The 17,904-nt window shown below is 45.1% G+C and carries 18 protein-coding genes, 1 tRNA gene and 1 pseudogene; 15 read left to right on the plus strand and 5 right to left on the minus strand.

Features of this window, described 5'->3' with window-relative positions; translation table 11 throughout:
• From Xmir_RS08430 to Xmir_RS08490, 13 genes and pseudogenes are all read left to right on the plus strand, one after another.
• A pseudogene (locus Xmir_RS08430) lies at positions 1–352 on the plus strand (Hcp family type VI secretion system effector); the annotation flags it as partial.
• 2 nt (positions 353–354) lie between these two features.
• Positions 355–1,197, plus strand: coding sequence for a DUF6402 family protein (locus tag Xmir_RS08435; RefSeq protein WP_099113949.1), 843 nt, complete (start codon positions 355–357; stop codon positions 1,195–1,197).
• Positions 1,194–1,592 carry a DUF6201 family protein gene (locus Xmir_RS28135; RefSeq protein ID WP_244170901.1) on the plus strand — a complete coding sequence of 133 codons (399 nt, stop codon included), beginning with the start codon at positions 1,194–1,196 and terminating at the stop codon, positions 1,590–1,592. Before Xmir_RS08435 ends, Xmir_RS28135 begins: the two co-directional genes overlap by 4 nt.
• Before the next feature lie 162 nt (positions 1,593–1,754).
• Positions 1,755–2,906, plus strand: coding sequence for a phage major capsid protein (locus Xmir_RS08445; protein WP_099113950.1), 1,152 nt, complete (start codon positions 1,755–1,757; stop codon positions 2,904–2,906).
• 44 nt (positions 2,907–2,950) lie between these two features.
• Positions 2,951–3,496 carry an HK97 family phage prohead protease gene (locus tag Xmir_RS08450; RefSeq protein WP_099113951.1) on the plus strand — a complete coding sequence of 182 codons (546 nt, stop codon included), beginning with the start codon at positions 2,951–2,953 and terminating at the stop codon, positions 3,494–3,496.
• Positions 3,497–3,498: 2 nt separating this feature from the next.
• Positions 3,499–4,716, plus strand: coding sequence for a phage portal protein (locus Xmir_RS08455; RefSeq protein WP_099113952.1), 1,218 nt, complete (start codon positions 3,499–3,501; stop codon positions 4,714–4,716).
• Complete coding sequence (locus tag Xmir_RS08460) at positions 4,713–5,051, plus strand: phage head closure protein (RefSeq protein WP_099113953.1); 339 nt, start codon at positions 4,713–4,715, stop codon at positions 5,049–5,051. Before Xmir_RS08455 ends, Xmir_RS08460 begins: the two co-directional genes overlap by 4 nt.
• Positions 5,044–5,346, plus strand: a complete 303-nt coding sequence (locus Xmir_RS08465) for a head-tail connector protein (RefSeq protein WP_086113125.1) — start codon at positions 5,044–5,046, stop codon at positions 5,344–5,346. The genes Xmir_RS08460 and Xmir_RS08465 overlap by 8 nt, the downstream gene beginning before the upstream one ends.
• On the plus strand, positions 5,346–5,783 hold the full coding sequence (locus tag Xmir_RS08470; RefSeq protein ID WP_099113954.1) for an HNH endonuclease: 438 nt from the start codon (positions 5,346–5,348) through the stop codon (positions 5,781–5,783). The genes Xmir_RS08465 and Xmir_RS08470 overlap by 1 nt, the downstream gene beginning before the upstream one ends.
• A gap of 119 nt (positions 5,784–5,902) precedes the next feature.
• Positions 5,903–6,256 (plus strand): phage terminase small subunit P27 family, encoded by a 354-nt coding sequence (locus tag Xmir_RS08475; protein WP_099113955.1) that lies wholly within the window; start codon positions 5,903–5,905, stop codon positions 6,254–6,256.
• Positions 6,253–7,914 (plus strand): terminase large subunit, encoded by a 1,662-nt coding sequence (locus tag Xmir_RS08480; protein WP_099113956.1) that lies wholly within the window; start codon positions 6,253–6,255, stop codon positions 7,912–7,914. The genes Xmir_RS08475 and Xmir_RS08480 overlap by 4 nt, the downstream gene beginning before the upstream one ends.
• 130 nt (positions 7,915–8,044) lie before the next feature.
• Positions 8,045–9,352 carry an FRG domain-containing protein gene (locus Xmir_RS08485; RefSeq protein WP_099113957.1) on the plus strand — a complete coding sequence of 436 codons (1,308 nt, stop codon included), beginning with the start codon at positions 8,045–8,047 and terminating at the stop codon, positions 9,350–9,352.
• A gap of 353 nt (positions 9,353–9,705) precedes the next feature.
• Positions 9,706–9,963 (plus strand): helix-turn-helix domain-containing protein, encoded by a 258-nt coding sequence (locus tag Xmir_RS08490; RefSeq protein WP_099113958.1) that lies wholly within the window; start codon positions 9,706–9,708, stop codon positions 9,961–9,963.
• Between the two features lie 320 nt (positions 9,964–10,283).
• Here Xmir_RS08490 and Xmir_RS08495 read toward each other — a convergent pair.
• Positions 10,284–10,359: transfer RNA gene (locus tag Xmir_RS08495), tRNA-Ile, on the minus strand.
• A 227-nt stretch (positions 10,360–10,586) separates the two neighbouring features.
• Between Xmir_RS08495 and Xmir_RS08500 the strand changes: the two genes are divergently transcribed.
• Entirely contained in the window at positions 10,587–11,366 is a 780-nt protein-coding gene (locus Xmir_RS08500; RefSeq protein ID WP_099113959.1) for a GNAT family N-acetyltransferase, read from the plus strand.
• 55 nt (positions 11,367–11,421) lie between these two features.
• Here Xmir_RS08500 and rpoD read toward each other — a convergent pair whose 3' ends face one another.
• From rpoD to rpsU, 3 genes are all read right to left on the minus strand, one after another.
• Positions 11,422–13,272 (minus strand): RNA polymerase sigma factor RpoD, encoded by a 1,851-nt coding sequence (gene rpoD, locus Xmir_RS08505; protein ID WP_099113960.1) that lies wholly within the window; start codon positions 13,270–13,272, stop codon positions 11,422–11,424.
• 351 nt (positions 13,273–13,623) lie between these two features.
• Complete coding sequence (gene dnaG / locus Xmir_RS08510; RefSeq protein WP_099113961.1) at positions 13,624–15,372, minus strand: DNA primase; 1,749 nt, start codon at positions 15,370–15,372, stop codon at positions 13,624–13,626.
• Positions 15,373–15,486: 114 nt separating this feature from the next.
• Positions 15,487–15,702 carry a 30S ribosomal protein S21 gene (rpsU, locus tag Xmir_RS08515; protein ID WP_001144069.1) on the minus strand — a complete coding sequence of 72 codons (216 nt, stop codon included), beginning with the start codon at positions 15,700–15,702 and terminating at the stop codon, positions 15,487–15,489.
• A 359-nt stretch (positions 15,703–16,061) separates the two neighbouring features.
• Between rpsU and tsaD the strand changes: the two genes are divergently transcribed.
• Complete coding sequence (gene tsaD, locus Xmir_RS08520) at positions 16,062–17,099, plus strand: tRNA (adenosine(37)-N6)-threonylcarbamoyltransferase complex transferase subunit TsaD (RefSeq protein WP_099113962.1); 1,038 nt, start codon at positions 16,062–16,064, stop codon at positions 17,097–17,099.
• Between the two features lie 87 nt (positions 17,100–17,186).
• Here tsaD and plsY read toward each other — a convergent pair whose 3' ends face one another.
• Positions 17,187–17,846 carry a glycerol-3-phosphate 1-O-acyltransferase PlsY gene (plsY, locus tag Xmir_RS08525; protein WP_099113963.1) on the minus strand — a complete coding sequence of 220 codons (660 nt, stop codon included), beginning with the start codon at positions 17,844–17,846 and terminating at the stop codon, positions 17,187–17,189.
• Between the last annotated feature and the right edge of the window lie 58 nt (positions 17,847–17,904).

Here is a 17,904-nt window from a genome sequence, read left to right on the forward strand (position 1 = left end):
GCATGAAGTGGTGATGCTGGATTACAAATCTATTTCATGCAGTCACCTCGCCGCCGGAACGTCGGGTTACAGTATTTCGCAATTAGTTGGACGTGAAGAGGAAAGGCCGCTTTTGTCTGGGTTTAATCATATTCAGCCACTGATTGAAGAAGTTATTGTTGCTCTATTTAGCCATAAATTCACTCTGAAACATCAAGGAAATATTTGCCAAGATATAGCGTATGGAGTGGAAACGGACAAGGGACTGATTGAAGGGATATGTCAAACATCGGGAATGACAAAACAGTTTGACGCCAAAAAAGAAGAAAATCTTGAAGTTAAATATTTATTTCAGACAAAAATAGGGATTTGATAATGTCGATTTTTAAAACCAAAACCGTTAAAGGCGGCAAAAATACAGAAATTGAAATGGATATCTTCTATTTAAACCAGAACCCGAATGCAATGGAAAAAATGGGTTGGGAAATGGCACCGAAATTAATGCGGCATTGGTTTAATACAAAGCCTGCTTATTATTTTACAGAAAAAATAAAAACAGAATATTTTCGAGGTCGCGCAATAGATATACCAAATGAACTGGTTAATGATTCCATCATAAAAATGGAATGGGCAATGAAATATAAACAACCTCAAGACGTGATGTCTGTATTAATTAATGGATGGGCAAGTAATGCGGGTATCGTGCAATTAAAAGAACAGCTAGAGAAAGAAGGTGGAAAAAAAGAATTAGGATATGAAAATGATATACGGGAAATAGACACGTTTTCAGTAGTCAATGTTAGGCAATTTGGTTCTAAGTTGGATACGGTTGATGATTGGTATGGGGCTATGGGTAATTCCAATATGAAGGTGGCCGTTAAGGGATATGTGGATAAATTAAACAGTAAAGATGTTTTTGTCACCGAACAGATTGGCATGTATTTAAAAGATACCTATGATTTTGTTGGCGCTAATGAACCTTTAGGCATTTGGAGTAAAAATGGTATATTAGATAAAATTGGTTCCGTTGATTATGCCGCTCTTTATGCGACTGGAAGTTGGCTGGCTTTATGGATTAAATATAATGGGTATGTTCCTGTAATTAATGATGGTTTTAGAAAATGGCAGAAAAAACATAATGAAGGTGGTGATTTTATTGTTTTTTCTGATATTTTATGGCTGAGCCCGTTACCACAACATAAAATTATTCACCTATGAAAAATAAATGTAAATACTTTTTTAGAAAACCATGGCTGGTTTTATTTTTTATCATTATTTTTATAATGTGGGTGTTATTTCCATCAACATTATTCTTCGGTAATTGGAATAAATGTTTTGAGGAGAAGGGTGAAGATGGTCAATATACTGCAGTGGTATATAAGAAGTTGCCAATATCTCCATATGCAATGTGGAAGTATGTCATTTTGGGAGACAAATATTTTATTGTTTTATATGATAATAAAAACAGAGATATCTGGAAAAGTTCTCCTTTTACGTCAATATCATATGGGGCATTTTCTGCCTCATTTAGCCTTCCAACCGCTAATAAAGATGCTTTTATCTATCCAACAAATGACGGATATGAAGTCATCTATGTAAATAAATTAAAATAATTTTTTGTAAATGTTTTGTTTTCATGTTTATCTCTGTTTAGCCTCTGAGTTTCAGAGGCTTTTTTATTATTGTGTGATTGAACACCATAGTAAATCTACTTTCTTATTGTTTTTCATGTTGTTAAATATATTCCATCAAAAATAAATCGATATAAAAACACCATGAAAAAACTGCTCGAATTACGCCAACAAAAAGCCGACCTGACCAATCAAATGCGTTCGCTGCTCACCCAAGCCGAAACTGAAAAGCGCTCACTCACCGAAGATGAAGACAAACAGTTTGACGAGCTGCGCAGCCAGTCCGACCCCCTGAATACCGAAATTGCCCGTTATGAAGCGCTGTCTGATGAAGAACGCAATCAGGCGAAGAACCAGCCAACCAGTGAACCACTCAGCAATGACGAACTGCGCCACTATGTTCTGACCGGGGAAACCCGCACCTTGTCTACAAGTGTCCCGTCAGACGGTGGCTATACCGTTATCCCGGAACTGAACAAGCAGATCATGCAGCAACTGGCTGATGAGTCGGTCATGCGTCGGATCTGTACGATTAAAACCACTCGCAGCAATGAGTATAAACAGCTTGTTTCGGTCGGTGGTGCAGCCGTCACCCACGGGGAAGAAGGCAAGGCACGCAGTGAAACGACGACACCGAAGATGGAAGAAGTTAGCATTAAGCTGTTCCCGATTTACGCTTACCCTAAAACCACCCAAGAGATTATCGACTTTAGCGATGTGGATATCTTGGGCTGGCTGACCACCGAGATTGCAGATACGTTTGTCGATACCGAAGAAACCGACCTTGTGAGTGGAGATGGCAGCAAAAAAGCCAGGGGCTTCCTGTCTTATCCCCGTGATCCCCAAGCCGACAAGGTACGTGCTTTCGGCACGCTGCAAAAGCTGGAAGTCAGCACCCTTGAGGCCGATAGCCTGATTGACCTGAAATTCCTGCTCAGGAACAAATACCGCAAGAACGCCGTGTGGGTGATGAACTCCACGACCGCCGCGAAGGTGCAGAAGCTGAAAAACGGTAACGGCGATTATATCTGGCGCGAGCGTTTACAGGCGGGTGACCCTGATATGTTATTGGGCTTGCCGGTTCATTACCTCGAATTTATGCCGGAGGGGGTGATTGGTCTGGGTGACTTCAAACGCGGTTACTTCATTGTTGACCATCAAACAGGCACCCGTACCCGTCCCGACAATATTACCGAACCGGGATTTTATAAGGTACACACCGATAAATACTTGGGCGGCGGTCTGGTGGACTCCAACGCCATCAAAGTGCTGGAAGTGAAAGCAGCCAGTAAATAAGCAAGAGGGGCACAGCGCCCCTTTTTTGTCTTGGAGTCTCTCAAATGAATGATATTGAATTAAGAACGGCATCACTTTCTGCCAGTGATAAAAAGCTCACGGGTTATGTGATTAAGTGGAACAGCCGATCACAAGTCTTGTGGGATGAGTTTGTGGAGCAGTTCGCCGCCAATGCCTTTAGCGCCAGTTTAACGGCGAATACGGATGTCAGGGCGCTTTATGAACACGATCACACGAACCTGTTAGGCCGCACTACATCGGGCACATTGCAGCTTGCCGAAGATGCCATTGGATTACGCTTCGAGTTAACCCCGCCTGATACGCAATTGGGGCGTGATGTACTGACACTGGTTGAGCGTGGTGATATACAAGGCATGTCCTTTGGTTTTCGTGCCATTAAAGATCAGTGGGATACGGGTCAAACACCCTATATCAGAACCGTCTTAGAGGCAGAGCTACGAGAAATTAGCCTGACCAGTATTCCGGCCTATCCGACAAGCAACGTAGAGATTGCCAAACGTTCCCTGAATGCCGCCAAACCTTGTGATGCCGATTTGCGTCATTACTGGCTGCAACTGTCCGAGGTGTAACCATGTGGCCTTTTAAGCGAAAATCGCCTGAAACCCGTAGCATGACGATGGATGAGTTTCTTTCTCTGGCGGGCATGGCTAACACCAAATCCGGTGAACATGTTTCCCCGTCCACGGCGGAGGGCTTGCCTGCGGTGATGAATGCGGTCACGGTGATCAGTGAAGCCGTCGCCACCATGCCTTGTTACCTCTATCGGGTACAGCACCAGCACGGCAAAGAATCCCGCGAGTGGCTCAGTGATCACCCTGTGGATTATTTGCTGAATGAATGCCCGAATGACTGCCAGACGCCGTTTCAGTTCAAGCGCACCCTGATGCGTCATTGTTTGCTGAATGGCAATGCCTATGCGGTGATTGTCTGGGGCAAAGACGGCCAGCCGCAATCCTTGCACCCTTACCCGCCGTCAGCGGTGGTAGCACAACGCTTATCCGATCACCGCTTCGCCTACACCATCACAGAACCGTATAGCGGCAAGGTGAAAACCTACCTACAGGAAGAAGTGTTGCATCTGCGTTATGCCACCGAAGACGGCTTTCTGGGGCGCTCACCTGTCACCATTTGCCGTGAAACCTTGGGCTTGGGGCTGGCACAACAGCGCCACGGTGCCAGCATCATGAAAGACGGCATGATGGCCGCCGGGGTGATTAAATCCACTGACTGGCTGGATGGGGTCAAGGGCAATAAGGCACTGGAAGCCCTCGAACGTTACAAGGGCGCCCGCAATGCGGGGAAAACGCCCATTCTTGAAGGTGGAATGGACTACCAGCAATTAGGGATGAGCAATCAGGATGCGGAATGGCTGGCTTCCCGTCGTTTCACGATTGACGATATCGCCCGCATGTTCAACGTCAGCCCGATCTTCCTGCAAGAATATTCGAACAGCACTTACAGCAATTTTAGTGAAGCATCCCGTGCTTTTCTGACCATCACCATGCGCCCGTGGCTGGCTAACTTTGAGCAACAAATCAAATCCGCCTTGCTGCTGGCGTCCCCAAAACGGGGCATTCGTTACCAAGTGGAGTTCGACACTGCTGACCTGCTGCGTGCCAATCCGAAAGAACGCTTCCAGAGTTATGAGACGGCGATTAAATCCGGTGTGATGTGCCCGAATGAAGCCCGTGAACGGGAGGGATTATCCCCCCGTGAGGGCGGTGATGAATTCAGTCAGGCATGGAAGCAAACAGTGGAAATCAAGCAACAACCGGAGGGCAAGGAATGAAAGCGGGCAGATTACGGCATCGGGTGATGATTCAAAAGAATGAACCGACCCGTGGTGAATACGGCACGATGGTTAAGCATTGGGTGGACGTTGCCACCGTCTGGGCAGAAGTGAGATTTATCAGCGGTCGGGAACTGGTGGCCTCCGGACGGATGCTTTCCGAAGCCACAGTACGTATCTGGTTGCGCTACCGGAACGATATCACCACCACACACCGGATTATCTATCAGGGTGATAGTCCCCACAGTCAGGCTTTTGCCATCGTTGCCGTTATCCCCGATCCGAAACGGACTCACCTAGAGCTACTTTGCAAGGGAGGCGTGAAATATGCCTGATATTGAAATCCCCCTGAGTGAAATCAAGCAGCATTGCCGGATAGATGAGGGCAATGATTTAGAGGATGCCCTGCTTCAAGGTTATGCTGATGCGGCATTGGAAGTCTGCCAGCAACATATTGGCAAGCGGTTTGATGCAGGCTTGACCTTTACACCCGCCATTAAGGTGGGCTGTTTACTCTATATCGGCTTGCTGTATGAGAACCGGACAATGGTGGCTGATAAGGAACTGAAAGAAATCCCGTTCACCATTAAATCATTGTGGTCTGTTTATCGTGATGTGGGAGTGTATTGATGCCGTGGCAACCGTTAAGACGCTGTAATTATCCGGGCTGTAACCAGCGGGTGAAGTCAGGACGCTGTGAGCAGCACAGACGAGAAACCAGCCGACAGCAGGACAAGCAACGCGGCACACGTACCCAGCGTGGTTATAGTAATCAATGGGGTAAATACAGGATGATGTATCTCAAGGCGAATCCCTTATGCGTCCATTGCCTTAAGCAGAACAGTTACACACCTGCCACCATCGTCGATCACATTATCCCGATAGAGGGTGATAGTGATGTGTTGTTCTGGCCTGAATCCAACCATCAATCTTTATGCCACGCCTGCCATAACCGTAAGACCGTACAGACAGACCCGATCACCAAACAGAAGCGCAAGAACGGTGAGTATCGGAAGCAAGAAGCAGAAGCGGCAAGGTTGGTGAGTTGCGGAATAATAACCCAATGAAATAGAGGGGTGGGGGTATCAAAAATGACAAATGCCCCCCTCAGCGGAACCGCCGCCTCCTCCAATTTTTACGCACGGCACTTTTTTTGAAAATAAAATCACAAGGAAAACAAAAAATTATGGCAAGAGCACCCAAACCCCCGACGTATCTGAATGAGATTGCCGCCAGCCAGTGGAAAGCCAAGGCAAAAACCTTAAGCGAACGGGAAGATCTGACCGCCGCCGACTGGAACAATTTAGAACTGTACTGCGTCAATTACGCCATTTACCGAAAAGCGGTGGCAGACCTTAATATCAGGGGCTTTAGTATTGTTAACAGCCAAGGAAGCGAAAGCCGCAACCCCTCACTGAGCGCCAAAGCTGACGCAGAAAAAATCATGATAAAAATGTCCTCGCTGCTGGGTTTTGATCCCGTATCACGGCGTAAAAATCCAGTGGAGATTGAGGAAGAGGACGAGTTAGACCGACTATGAATGCTTGGGAGCAATACGCTTTTGATATCGAAAACAGCAGAATTCCGGCCTGTAAACGGGTAAAACAGGCGGTGAAACGCTACTATAACGACCTGAATAACCCGCTTTATACGTTTGATTCGGAGGTTGTCGGGCGTTTTGTGGCGTTCTCTCGTCACTGTCCGCACGTCAAAGGTCATTTACGCGGCAAACCTATCGTCTTGGAACCGTGGCAGCAATTTGCCTTTGCCAACCTGTTCGGCTTCAAAGTCAAAGCGACCGGACGCCGAAAATACCGCAGTGCCTACATTCAGGTGCCACGCAAAAATGCCAAGTCCACCGTGGCCGCGATACTGGCGAACTGGTTCCTTGTGATGGAGAACGGGCAGCAGGATATCTACACCGCCGCCGTGAGCCGTGATCAGGCGCGTATTGTATTTGATGATGCCCGTCAGATGTGTCTGCTTTCCAAGCCACTCAAAAAGCGGGTCGCTATCCAGCAACACAAAGTGACCTATCCAAAGAGTAACAGCCTGTTAAAGCCACTGGCCGCCAAAGCCGCCACGATTGAGGGGACTAACCCCAGTCTGGCGATTGTCGATGAGTACCATTTACACCCGGATAATGCCGTGTACTCTGCTCTTGAACTGGGCATGGGGGCACGTTCCGAAGGCATGCTGTTTGCCATTACCACAGCGGGCAGCAACGTGATCTCCGCCTGTAAACAGCACTATGATTATTGCTGCCAGATACTGGACGGGGAAGAGCAAAATGACTCCCTGCTTGCCCTGATCTACGAACTGGACGACGAGCACGAGATTGATGATGAAGCCCTTTGGATAAAGGCTAATCCCAACCTGAATGTGTCCGTGGACAGTGCCGCGTTGCATGACACTATCCAGAAAGCGCGGGGCATTCCCTCACAATGGACGGAAATGCTCACCAAACGCTTTAATATCTGGTGCCAGGGCGAAACGCCGTGGATGGGGGACGGGGCTTGGCAAGCCTGCCAGACAGAATACGATGAAAACGACCTTAAAGGGCTGGAGTGTTACGCCGGACTCGATTTATCTTCAACCGGCGATATCACCAGCATTTGCTACACCTTTCCCGTGGACAATGAACTGTTATTACTGACCCGCCATTACCTGCCCGAAGCCCAGCTACAGAATCCCGCCAACAAGAACCGGGCGGTTTATCGTCAGTGGGCACAAATGGGCTGGATACGCACTACAACGGGCGACTGCATTGATTATGACCGTATCCGTGATGACATTCTCAACGACAGCCAGCACTTTGATATCAAACTGGTCGGCTTTGATACATGGAACGCCACCCACTTACGCACCCAGCTACAGGGTGCAGGGCTGGATGTGGAGCCGTTCCCGCAAACCTATATGCGGTTTAGTCCGGTGGCTAAATCTGCCGAAGTGTTCGTGAATCGCAAAATCATTCGTCACAACGGCGATCCGGTTCTCGCGTGGGCAATGTCCAATGTGGTGATGGAAACCGATGCGAACGCCAATATCAAACCGAATAAGAAGAAGTCTGCGAATAAAATCGATCCGGCTATTGCGTTTTTGATGAGTTTTGGCACATGGCAGGCAGAGCATGAAGAGTTTGCGTTTGGCTTGAGTGAAGAACAGAAGCAGCGATTGGATAATTTTAACGGAATTTAGTCAATGCATTAATTTTATTTCTTCATGAGTGTTTGAAAGGCCAATGTCTGATGATATATTTTCCTCCTATAAGAGCTACTTATTGATGTAATAAATATATAGAACTAGGGATTTTTAATAGGGGAATAAATTGAGTAATAAATTAGGAATTACATGTGTAGGAGATTTTCTTCGTGTTGTTAAGAAATTTTCTCCTAATGAAAAACGTGTTTTTTACCGTGGACAAAGAAATTCAGAATATGGTATTAATTCGAGTTTAAGTAGATTATTAAAGTATTCTGATTCAAAACTAAAACATTATTATGTTAAAAAGTATAATTTAATTACTGAAAGTTATCAAGACCATGATATTTCAAAATATGAATTGGCACATGAATTATACTCAAAATTTAAGGAAAAGCATATAGTCTATCCTGATGTAAATATTATTAACGGTTATAGGATGAATGATATTGATCTTCATGTAACTGCTCAGCATTATGGACTATCAACCCGAGTTATTGATTGGACTAATAGCCCTTTAATTGCATTGTATTTCGCAGTTGAAAAAAAGAAGGATGACGAAATTAAAAAAAAATATGAAGAGATTAAAAAGGAGTATGAAAAACTTAAAAGTAAACATAAAGAAAATGAATGCCAAGATGACAAGATTGAAGATGAATCTGAGATAATAAATGCTGCGGTGTTTATGATCTGGAATGAACAATCCAACCCACTGGCCGTGTGTTCTAGCGATCGTTTTTTTAAAGAAATTGAAGAAGAGAAAAAATTCCATAAAAAAATACACGGGCTTTGTGGACGGTTTTTTATGAAGCATCGTGATTTTTATGTTTCTCAAAGGAGTGATCAAGTAACATACAAAGAAAAATCTTCAATTAAATATGATCTTGCGATGCTTATTAATGAGCTTATGGTTGATTTTAAATATTTCAAGAATGCCAATCCTGTAAGACTAAATTCAGAAGTTCATCTAATTGATATTATAAATAAATTACCTGAAAAATATACTGATGAATTCGATGAAAGTACTTATGATTTTCCTAAATTATTTGTCAGTGTTTCAGATGATAATTATTCAAGATCGTCTGCTGCTATAGATATTTTCAATAATTATAATACTATCATCGAACCATTACCAATTAATCAGAGGATAAAAAACCAACAAGGAGCGTTAATGTTTTGTAATAATATAAAAGATGAGGTTTATCCATCTGACGTATTTAATAATGATAATACTATAACTACTATCGATGATAAATCATTAGATAATATTAACAAAAATACTGGATTATTAAAAATAATCATACCTGAAGAAAGTATAGAGCCTATAAGAAAAGAGCTGGAGCTATACGGCTTTTCGAAAGATTTTGTGTATCCTGAAATCATATCTTTCACTGAATACATGCAAGAGAAGATAGTATCTTACCGTAGCATTTAATTCTATTACGGCTCGAAAATCACTTTGAACGGAGGTGAGAGGTAGTGGTAGCACCATTATCAATGGCACATAACGCAAAAAGTTAAGCGTTTATACGAGTTCGCTTATTGAGTCAGATAAAACAATCGGTTAAAGTGGCTCTGCCATTGGCAAAATCCAATGGTCAAGGATCATCACCCTTGTAAAGAGCTATCCACTGGTAGGAAGTTTCTACCAGTGTGTCTGCTATCGCCCTTTCAATGGCGGTTCAGGTAAGGGAGGCTTCGGCCTCGCTGGAAGGTAGCTCCCAGTTGTGATGACCTTGCTTGAATCGCCACCATCAATTTTCTCAATTAATGGAAGGGGTAGCAGGAATGAATAACGTTAAAAATGATTGGCATCAAGCTGACATTATTGCTGCATTACGTAAGCGTGGTACAACCTTAGCGGCTGTCTCCCGTGAAGCCGGACTCAGTTCATCTACATTAGCAAATACTCTCAGTCGGCCTTGGCCAAAAGGTGAGTGGATTATCGCTAATTACCTCAATATACATCCCTCTGAGATCTGGCCTAGCCGCTATTTTGATATGGACGGTCAGCTTGTTGAGCGTCATGCTCGCAATAAACCATAGGAATAATTATCCGTCAGCTTGTTATTTATTCTGTGAATAATAAATTTTGATACGAAGCCTTGAAACTGAAATGGTATCCAGACTTAACCATTTTTAGCACTCATGGCTTTTTTGTTTTTCAAGTGGTGATTAGGGAAGCAGAAAGCTAAATTCTATAATGTTCAAGGAATGTGATAAATATCACAGAGGAAAATACGACAACGGTTCATTACCGTAGCAATGTTAATCGGTTATACCTCACGCTACTGCCAGAAGGTATCCTATGGGTATCCTAGAAAAAACTAAGGGGTTGCACTTTTGATGCAACCCCTTGATAAATCTGGTGGCCCCTGCTGGACTTGAACCAGCGACCAAGCGATTATGAGTCGCCTGCTCTAACCACTGAGCTAAGGGGCCGTTGAAGTGAAGCGATTATACGGCACACTTTGGTATTAGGTCTAGTCCCCAAAATTCATATGCGTGTTTTATATACAATAATTAGTATTTTTTAACATGTTTACCGTCACTGGACGTGGTTTAAAATTATTCTTAGTGATGTTGATTGCTTTTTTAATAAGTCTTTCTGATTATTTTTCGTCCTTTGATTAGACTTTAGCCAACGAAAAATACCCTTGTAAATTAATATGAAAACATTCCCTTTATCTGCGGCTATCTTGGCCTATCATCAAATAGAAGATCACTTTTTCTCATCTATCAGCCAAATGTATCAACATATCAGCAAAGAAGTTCGGGTTTATGTGACCGGTGTTGAAACCTCTGCGTTAAATTTGCTATTGGTAACAGGTAGCTCTGTCAAAATAGCAGAAGAGCTTAAAACAGCTATTCGGCTGCTGGATGAACACGTTAGCGTGCCTTTCATGATTGCTGCCATCGATCCAGATAGTCAAATTCTGGCGGTTATCCAGCAGGCAGGATTTGTCCCCGATCCTGATAGTGTCACTACAGCCATGCAGCTTGATTTGATGGGTTGGCAGATGAGTGATGTATCAGCGATGGAATATGAAATCAGGCGTGTTGACCATTGCTTGGATGATTGGGCAACTCCGATAGAAAACGCATTTGAGACAGAAAAGCCTACCTCTGGGCAATATCGAAAATGCCATCAGGCGGCATTAGAGGCAGGAAAAGATCTACAACATTATGTGTTATATGTTGAAGGGCAACCGGTATGCGCTTTAACCTTATCAAGACAAGGCAATATTGCTCGTTTTGATGATATCGGCACAGTGGTGGAAATGCAGGGCAGGAGATATGCTTCTGTCTTGATTAATCAGGTTTTGCACGAAGCCAAACAGCAAGACGCGACTGAGTGCTATTTAGAGGCTTCTCGTGATGGTAATGGATTGTATCGACGCGTCGGGTTTAAGCCATTATTTGAGTATCAGGGATTTATCCGTGAATAATAAAAAAGCGTCTGCCGGAACAGACGCTTTTCAGATTGATCAGCAAATTCGTTGATTAGTCATCAAGGAAGCTGCGCAGTACTTCAGAACGGCTTGGATGGCGCAGTTTGCGCAATGCTTTGGCTTCGATCTGACGAATACGTTCGCGGGTTACATCAAATTGTTTACCCACTTCTTCCAGTGTATGGTCAGTGTTCATATCAATACCAAAACGCATACGCAGAACTTTCGCTTCACGTGCAGTCAGGCCAGCCAGCACATCGTGAGTTGCAGAACGCAGGCTTTCTGAAGTGGCAGAATCCAGCGGCAGTTCGAGGGTAGTATCCTCGATAAAATCGCCCAGATGTGAATCTTCATCATCACCTACAGGTGTTTCCATGGAGATTGGCTCTTTGGCAATTTTCAGTACCTTGCGGATCTTGTCTTCAGGCATCAACATACGTTCTGCCAGCTCTTCTGGTGAAGGCTCACGACCCATTTCCTGCAACATCTGGCGGGAAATACGATTGAGTTTGTTGATGGTCTCAATCATATGTACCGGGATACGGATGGTACGCGCCTGATCAGCGATAGAACGCGTGATTGCCTGACGGATCCACCATGTAGCGTAAGTTGAGAATTTGTAACCACGACGGTATTCAAATTTATCAACTGCTTTCATCAGGCCGATATTACCTTCCTGAATCAAATCGAGGAATTGCAGACCGCGGTTGGTATATTTCTTCGCAATCGAAATAACCAGACGCAAGTTAGCTTCAACCATCTCTTTTTTCGCACGGCGGGCTTTCGCTTCACCGATTGACATACGACGGTTGATATCTTTGACCTGCTCAATGGTCAGGCCGGTTTCTTCTTCGATTTGGCGTAACTTTTGCAGGCTACGCATGATTTCTTCTTCAACTTCCAGCAATTTATCAGACCATGGTTTGTTCATTGCTTTTGCAGCGGTGAACCATGTGTCAGTGGTTTCATTGCCAGAGAACAGCGTGATGAAGTTTTTCTTCGGCATTTTGCACTGTTCAACACACATCTTCATGATTTGACGTTCTTGAAGACGAACACGATCCATCATGGAACGCATGTTGTTGACCAGATAATCAAACTGTTTCGGTACCAGACGGAACTGTTTGAATACCTCAGATAAGGTCAATATTTCTGCTGCGGTACTTGGATGACTGCGCCCGTGGTTCTTGATTGACTGACGGGTCAGTTCATATTGTTCACGTAGTTCCAGAAACTTCTGGCGCGCCAGTTCTGGATCAATGCTGTTATCATCTTCGCTGTCAGTATCATCATCGCGCTCTTCATCGTCATCGTCATCATCGTCGTCAAGCTCTTCCTGAGGAAGTTCTGAGCCAACGTGAGTCGCTGTTGGTGCGAGATCTTCTTCTGCATTAGGATCGACGAAACCCGTGATCAAATCAGACAGACGGCTTTCGCCGGCTTCAACGCGATCGTACTGCTCCAGCAGATAAGTAATCGCTTCAGGGTATTCGGCAACGGAACACTGCACTTGGTTGATGCCATCTTCAATGCGCTTTGCAATGTCAATCTCACCTTCGCGAGTCAGTAACTCCACCGTACCCATTTCACGCATGTACATGCGAACAGGATCGGTGGTACGACCGATTTCTGACTCGACACTGGATAACACTTGCGCAGCCGCTTCCGCCGCGTCTTCATCGGTGTCGTTTGTGTTTTCTGCCAACATGAGATCATCAGCATCAGGTGCTTCTTCCATTACCTGGATGCCCATGTCATTGATCATTTGGATGATATCTTCTATCTGATCAGAATCGACGATATCTTCCGGCAGATGGTCATTGACCTCAGCATAGGTCAGATAGCCTTGCTCCTTACCTCGGGTGACAAGTAGCTTTAGCTGTGACTGCGGGTTTTGCTCCATAAGACGGTATCCACACTTCAGAGTATTGGTTGGTGTCGGTCGGCGAAACAAATATGCCAACAATAACATTTGGGGGCGTTTTCATTGTATTGCCGCTGCCCTCAATAGCGACAATCGTAGGGCTGTCTCCCTACCTAATGCGGCAGTTAAGCCGTGAATTCTGTATCAGTGATTTTACACTTGGTATAGAACCTGTTTCATCAAGCTATATTTCTTTAAAAAAATATATTTTCAAAAATTTATGTTTTTCAAAGGCATATTTTCATCCAGTGATGTTACGAACATAAACGTATTGAGTAAGTCAGCCAAGTAATATAGTCTTCATATAATATAGCTGGTTGAGACAGTTTCTTATTTCCTCGCCCCAGATTCCGTAATTAAGCAGACTTCTTTACGTTCTTCTGGTGTCAGTCCTTCTGTCCTCTCTTTGGCCATCAGAAAGTTAAAACGCTCATCAAGGGCTGACGCGAAAAGATGGTTCAGCGCATCGCTGAAAGTTTTCTCAGCAATTTCTTCTATCTGTATATCGTTCCATGCAGCGAGTTTTTCAAGCTGTGCTGCATATTTATTATCGCGATACTGCTCCAAAAGTTGCCCGGTTGTTAAACCTGGTTGAGCAAGGCACGTGTCGACAAGCTCTATAAATAACGGTAACCCCGCTATCTGAGCAGAAAACATTCCCTGTAATGAAGGAACTAATGTCGCTAAATGCGGATTCTGCACCAGCAATGCGATAAGAATACGCATTGTTGTTGGTTTCAGTTTTAGCGCCTGATATGTATTGGTATCTTTTTTGACAAGTTTTGCCAAAGATCGTTCCAATTGTGTTGTATCAGGTATGCCAAGCAGTTTTCCAATTTCCTGGAGCAGGTAGAGCCGCAGTGTTTCCCCAGGAATTTGACTAATCAGAGGCATAGCAAGCGAACTGAGTTTGGTCGCACCTTCTGGGGTACTCAAATCTACCTGGGGTAATAGTGATTCAAACAAGAATTCAGATAAGGTTAATGCTTTCTGTATTCTTTGTTCGAACGTCGCTCGTCCTTCTTTGCGAACCAGTGAATCTGGATCTTCGCCATCTGGCAAGAACATAAAACGTAACTGCCGACCATCATTCAGATAGGGTAACGCTGTTTCCAGTGCACGCCATGCGGCATCGCGGCCAGCTCGGTCGCCATCGTAACAACAGATAACATTATCCGTTGTGCGGAAAAGTAACTGAATGTGTTCGGCTGTCGTAGATGTTCCCAACGAAGCTACGGCATAGTCAATGCCAAATTGGGCTAACGCGACAACATCCATATAACCTTCAACCACCAATAGCTTTGAAAGCGTGTTATGGCTCTGTTGCGCTTCATAAAGACCATATAATTGGCGGCCTTTATGAAATATTTCTGTTTCCGGTGAGTTCAGGTATTTAGGAAGTGCATCTCCCAGCACTCGGCCACCGAATGCAATGACACGACCACGACGATCGCGAATTGGGAACATCACACGTTCGCGGAAACGATCATAAGTACGGCCATTGTCGTTAGTGACCAGCATTCCCGCGTCGTTTAGCTGTTTGCGATCTTCCACATTATGGGCAAAGCGTTTTAGCGCATTGTCCCACCCAGCCGGTGCAAAGCCAATGGCAAAGCGGTGGGTTATCTCTTCACTAAGACCGCGTTGAGCCAGATATTGCCGGGCTGACTGAGCGCCGGGGGTGGTCAGTGAATGCTGATAGAAGCCGTTGAGCTTATCCATCAGTTGATAAAGATTTTGTCTTTGGTGGCGTTCAATATGACCACCGCCAGAGCCTGCTTCGTAGGGCACTTCCAGCCCGTGCATCGCAGCCAGTTCTTCGATGGATTCGACAAAATCTAACCTGTCATAATTCATCAGAAAATCAATGGCATTGCCATGTGCACCACAACCGAAGCAATGGTAAAACTGTTTATCGCCATTAACGGTGAATGAAGGGGTTTTTTCGTTATGGAAAGGACAGCACGCCTGATGATTCTTGCCTTTCTTTTTGAGAGGCACCCTTACATCGATCAAATCAATGATATCGGTTCTTGCTAATAAGTCATTGATAAATGCGCGTGGAATTCGTCCAGCCATAAGCCCTTTTACGCCTGTTGATGAACGAGAATAAGCCGCGCTTCCTGTTGGAAAGCACGGCCTTTAACAGCAGTAGTTTGTTAATACAACCACTAAGCGGATTGACCGCAAGGATTAGTACAAACGAGTGCGGCGTGCGTTTTCACGAGCCAGCTTCTTAGCATGACGCTTAACAGCAGAAGCTTTAGCGCGTTTGCGCTCAGTCGTTGGTTTTTCATAGAATTCACGACGACGAACTTCTGCTAATACGCCTGCTTTCTCGCAAGAACGCTTAAAGCGACGCAGTGCTACGTCAAATGGCTCGTTTTCACGTACTTTAATTACTGGCATGTGCCTCTCACCTCAATGGAAATCGGGTTTGTCGCTGGCGTGATAGTGCCAGCCGTCTCTAAAATGGTGCGGAATTTTACTTCAATGAACACGGCTTTGTAAAGTGCCGAGGAAAATTGAAACCTATAACGCTACGGGTTACAGGATGCTTTTTTGTATGTAAAACAAGCAATCTGATGTCGGCGTTATTAACATTAACCACACAGGATATTCAAGTAGGGTACTGATTATAGACTAAACAGGAAAAATAGCCAGCATGTAATGGTTCATGGATAGTGTTACGCAGATAGTGTTACACTGACGCCCGTTCAGAGGAATACGAATGTATAGTGACGAGACGAAACGAGACGAATAGTGCAATGCGAGTTTTAGGTATAGAAACGTCCTGCGATGAAACCGGAATCGCAATTTATGATGACAAAGCCGGTCTGCTAGCGAATCAATTGTACAGTCAGGTCAAGCTGCATGCTGATTATGGCGGTGTTGTGCCTGAATTGGCGTCCCGTGACCACATTCGTAAAACGGTTCCCTTGATTCAGGCGGCTTTGCAGGAAGCGGGCCTGACAAATAAAGATATTGATGCTGTTGCTTACACTGCCGGGCCAGGTTTGGTTGGCGCATTGCTGGTTGGGGCAACCATTGGACGTTCACTGGCGTTTGCGTGGGATGTGCCTGCTATTCCGGTGCATCATATGGAAGGCCATTTATTGGCACCGATGCTGGAAGAAAATAGCCCAGAGTTCCCTTTTGTCGCCTTGCTGGTTTCTGGCGGCCATACCCAGCTTATCAGTGTCACGGGTATTGGTGAGTACAAACTGTTGGGGGAATCCATTGATGATGCAGCCGGTGAAGCCTTCGATAAGACGGCAAAATTGCTCGGGTTAGATTATCCGGGCGGCCCCGTACTTTCCCGTATGGCGCAACAGGGCAAAGCAGGACGTTTTGTCTTCCCGCGTCCAATGACGGATCGTCCGGGATTGGATTTTAGCTTCTCCGGTCTGAAAACATTCGCTGCCAATACAATCCGCAATAATATTCATGGCCATGATACGGTTGAGGATGAACAGACCAAAGCGGATATTGCCCGTGCATTTGAAGACGCGGTTGTGGATACGCTGGCGATTAAATGCAAGCGCGCGCTGGAACAGACGGGATTTAAACGTCTGGTGATGGCGGGCGGGGTGAGTGCAAACCGGACATTGCGTACCAAGATGCAGGAATTAATGGAAAAGTTGGGTGGGGAAGTTTTCTATGCCCGTCCTGAATTCTGTACTGATAATGGCGCAATGATCGCATTGGCTGGCATGATCCGTCTGCAAGGCGGAACTGCGGGTGAATTGGGCGTAACGGTGAAAGCACGCTGGCCATTGGCGGATCTTCCTGCTCTGCAAAAATGATAAAAAACACGCAGTTTGATATGGGCTGAACGTCATTTGGCGCTCAGCTTTTTAAATGTCTTATTACCCTTGTTGAGGCCATCCACATCAATCGTCTTGTTGCTCCCGCTCTTTGGCAGCTTGAATTTTCTCTTTATCCGTCATTTCTTTTTTCTTTTTCAACTTCTGCCAGATGCGACTTTCCTGCCCTCGCCAAAGTCGCTGGATATTATCATGGTGACGAACCAGCACCAGACATGACAGCATGGCGACGGGAAATGTGAATTCAGGTTTGAACCACCAGACGTAGAAAGGGGCGATTAATGCCCCGATGATGGCACCTAATGAAGAATAGCCACTTAACAGCACTGTCAGCAGCCATGTGCCGGCGATTAATCCCATGAGATCCCAACCAATGGCGGCAATGGCCCCGAAAGCGGTTGCTACGCCTTTTCCCCCTTTGAAATGGAAGAAAATGGGATAAATATGTCCCAGACAGGCGGCAATGGCGATAACACCTAAATAAAATGGGGGAATATTCAGTTTGTACGCCAGCCAAACAGGAACCATCCCTTTGAGGACGTCACAAATCAGCACGGCTAATGCGGCCCATTTACCGCCGATGCGCAGTACATTCGTTGCCCCGGGATTGCCTGAACCATGCTGACGAGGATCTGGAAGCCTTGCCAAACGGCAAATCAATATCGCGCTGGATATAGAGCCACATAAGTACGCGAAGATGATCATGCCAAGCGCGATTGCACTCATAAGATATCTCCAATGATAAGGGTCGTTTTCTTAAGTCTAACAGTGGATAATACGCATA

This window comes from Xenorhabdus miraniensis, from assembly GCF_002632615.1.